Origin of the sequence: Arenicella xantha (genome assembly GCF_003315245.1) — a bacterium.
Taxonomy (GTDB): domain Bacteria; phylum Pseudomonadota; class Gammaproteobacteria; order Arenicellales; family Arenicellaceae; genus Arenicella; species Arenicella xantha.
Map to the genome: position 1 here is coordinate 1 of NZ_QNRT01000021.1, position 2,569 is coordinate 2,569.

Sequence of the window (2,569 nt, forward strand, 5' to 3'; positions counted from 1 at the left end):
AGTTTTCTAGACTGCCTCACTCGCGGAAATTGGCACCGACAAAATACTTATTATCAACGACCGTTTTAGCTAAACAGACAGAACACACCTAACGCCCCGGTAAGGGGCAGTTTTGGAGTTGGGTCTTTTGTGTTAATAAACACAAAAGGAACGACGGAAAAACTGTCCCGGACTTGACCGGCTTGTTATGCATTTTTCGCTCGCCTAGCTTTTTCAAAATACTGCTTCGCTTTTCTTGGTTTATTCATGACTGAATCTAGGAAATGAGCTAACTCTAAATATGCCTCTGACGATCTCGGATTAATACCAATAGCCTTACGATAGCATTTCTCACTTTCGTTCAAATCCGTACCATCATCGAAGTCTACAAGCTGTAGTAAATCCCCTCTCATGATCCATAACTTTTCTGATTGGGGATAATCACGAAGGGCCTTTAAAGTGAGGTCCATAGTTTCTGGGCTAGGTTCAACCGAAGTATGATCTCTAGGCCAACGCCTTTTCAATTCTGCAATGTATTCAGCTTCTTCCATAAAAGTGGTTCTATGATTATGCATAACGCCGTGAACACGGGCGCGTGAAACGCGTCCGAGCGAAGCGGCAGTGTTTTACCTTGTTAAGGAGAAATTTTGATGAGAAAGCCATGATATGCATCATTGTGATTTTTCCACCAAGCTAGCACCCCTAAAACATAAAGGCCAGGCTTTAGATTAGATGAAATAGTTAGCTTTTCATTCAGGTCAAGCTCTTGAAGAGCCTTCATTCCAGTATTCCACCCATACCCGTTTAGTGCCGTCCCGTCGTCTACGATCATTTCATAATCTACTGGAACAAAAGAGTATTGTACTTTCCTTAATTTATCTTGATCAGGTAACTTGAGCTCTAGTGAAAAATTTTGGGGAGCGGTAAGTGGCTCTTTCGGAGAAGTTAACCCATTATCTAAGCAAAAATGGCCTCCTTGATTAATATGCCAACAAAAAGACCCTAAAACGGATTCCTGTATCGCCCCATTTAACTCTATATTCGATTTGGGCACGCTTTCCGCTAAAGCTAAAGCAGGAAGAAAAAACAGTGGCCATAGTAATTTGAACATAGTGAATCTCTTTAACGTTGCGATTAAGGGGCATTTCCTGTGGAGTTTGGTTTTGCATTAAAATTGGCGAAGCCAATTGCAAAACCGAACGGAGCAGGAAATGTCCCGTTGAACGCTTTGTTAAAAAAGCGACGCGACCAACCCAGACACCACCAAGTTGCGAAGCCGCCTTTTGGCGTAGCTTTAGCCTAAACGAAGTTGGCTACGAAGCCAAATAACAAAACGCTATTTTTCACTATCCACGTGGAAACCACAAAATTGCGTAATTGAGGTTATTCTTAAGGTTTCAGTTTATACCAACAGGAACGAACGGGAAAACATACATTCCATGTTTGATGTTAAAACTGGATTCCACAAAACTGGAATTCGCTCCCAAGCGTGGAAATGTTCCGGCCGGAGAAAGTACATACTTGGAACAACATTCAAATCTCGCAACTTACCCAAAAGGCCAAGCGCCATTTAACGCTTTTGTAAAAGGCGCGACGTCAGGAGCGTCCTTTTGACAAACTTGTTAACTGCCGCCTGCGCCATAGGTAACCTTAACGTTGTTCAGAATACCCCAGCTAGACTCAGCTTTATATTCAGAACCGTTCAAACTTCTCTCTATTCTCAGTTCTTTGTTAGAAACCCACCTTACTTGAGGAGAGACATCCTTTGGGTGACCTTTGATAATGTATATATTGCCACCCTCATTTTCGAGCTCATCGTCAGATTCGATTATTGAAACCTGGGTGCTGAAACCAGTCGTTGCTCCACAATCCCTTTGAAACACGACTACTTTACGCTCTTTATTGGGCGACATAACCTCAGTGTATACTTCGTTCCCGCACATGTCGCTGGTTGCATAAATGAATAATCCTGCGATTGCTAGCGGAACGCCAACAACCAAAATACCGAAAGAGATAGCAATTTTCTTCCAAACTTTCATAGGCAGTTAACGCCTTGCTCACCGGCACATGCTGCGGAGAGCGTTTTTGTGTAAAATGGAGCGCAGCGACACACAAAAACGAGCGTAGCAGTATGTGTCCGCGTGCAGCAACTTGTTATGTGCCCCTGCACCACCATTATTCTTATACCCTAAAGCGCCAAATCTTTTCATTTATGCTCAAAACCAAGATGTGTTAATACACGAGCGTTTCAACTTTCATTCGACGAAACTCTGTTTAATCTAACTTACCATTGTTGGCTTTTGTAAAAAGAGCTATCCACGCCGCAATTTCAAACAAAACACCTACTAATGAAAAGATTAGAGCTGAAACACCCCACCCAATTGCATAGAAAATAATGGCTATAAAAAATAAGAGGAAAGCCATTCCATGCCTTTTTAATTTAGTCATGATTCCACCTTTTACCTACTGCAAAGTCCTTGCGGACCTTCACCACATAACGCCGCAAACACGGGCGCAGTTTACTGCGTCCCAACGAACGCAGTGAGTTATGGTGGTTCGCCTTGTTAAGTGCCTTAGCCATAGTAGTTTG

At 42.7% G+C, this 2,569-nt stretch carries 4 protein-coding genes; all 4 read right to left on the reverse strand.

Annotated elements, in window-relative coordinates:
• Positions 1-185: 185 nt before the first annotated feature.
• On the reverse strand, positions 186-530 hold the full coding sequence (locus DFR28_RS19440) for a tetratricopeptide repeat protein (protein ID WP_170132193.1): 345 nt from the start codon (positions 528-530) through the stop codon (positions 186-188).
• Positions 531-613: 83 nt separating this feature from the next.
• Complete coding sequence (locus DFR28_RS19445) at positions 614-1,090, reverse strand: hypothetical protein (protein WP_113956070.1); 477 nt, start codon at positions 1,088-1,090, stop codon at positions 614-616.
• Between the two features lie 511 nt (positions 1,091-1,601).
• Complete coding sequence (locus tag DFR28_RS19450; RefSeq protein WP_113956071.1) at positions 1,602-2,018, reverse strand: DUF5412 family protein; 417 nt, start codon at positions 2,016-2,018, stop codon at positions 1,602-1,604.
• A gap of 235 nt (positions 2,019-2,253) precedes the next feature.
• On the reverse strand, positions 2,254-2,427 hold the full coding sequence (locus tag DFR28_RS19785) for a hypothetical protein (RefSeq protein WP_170132194.1): 174 nt from the start codon (positions 2,425-2,427) through the stop codon (positions 2,254-2,256).
• Positions 2,428-2,569: the final 142 nt, after the last annotated feature.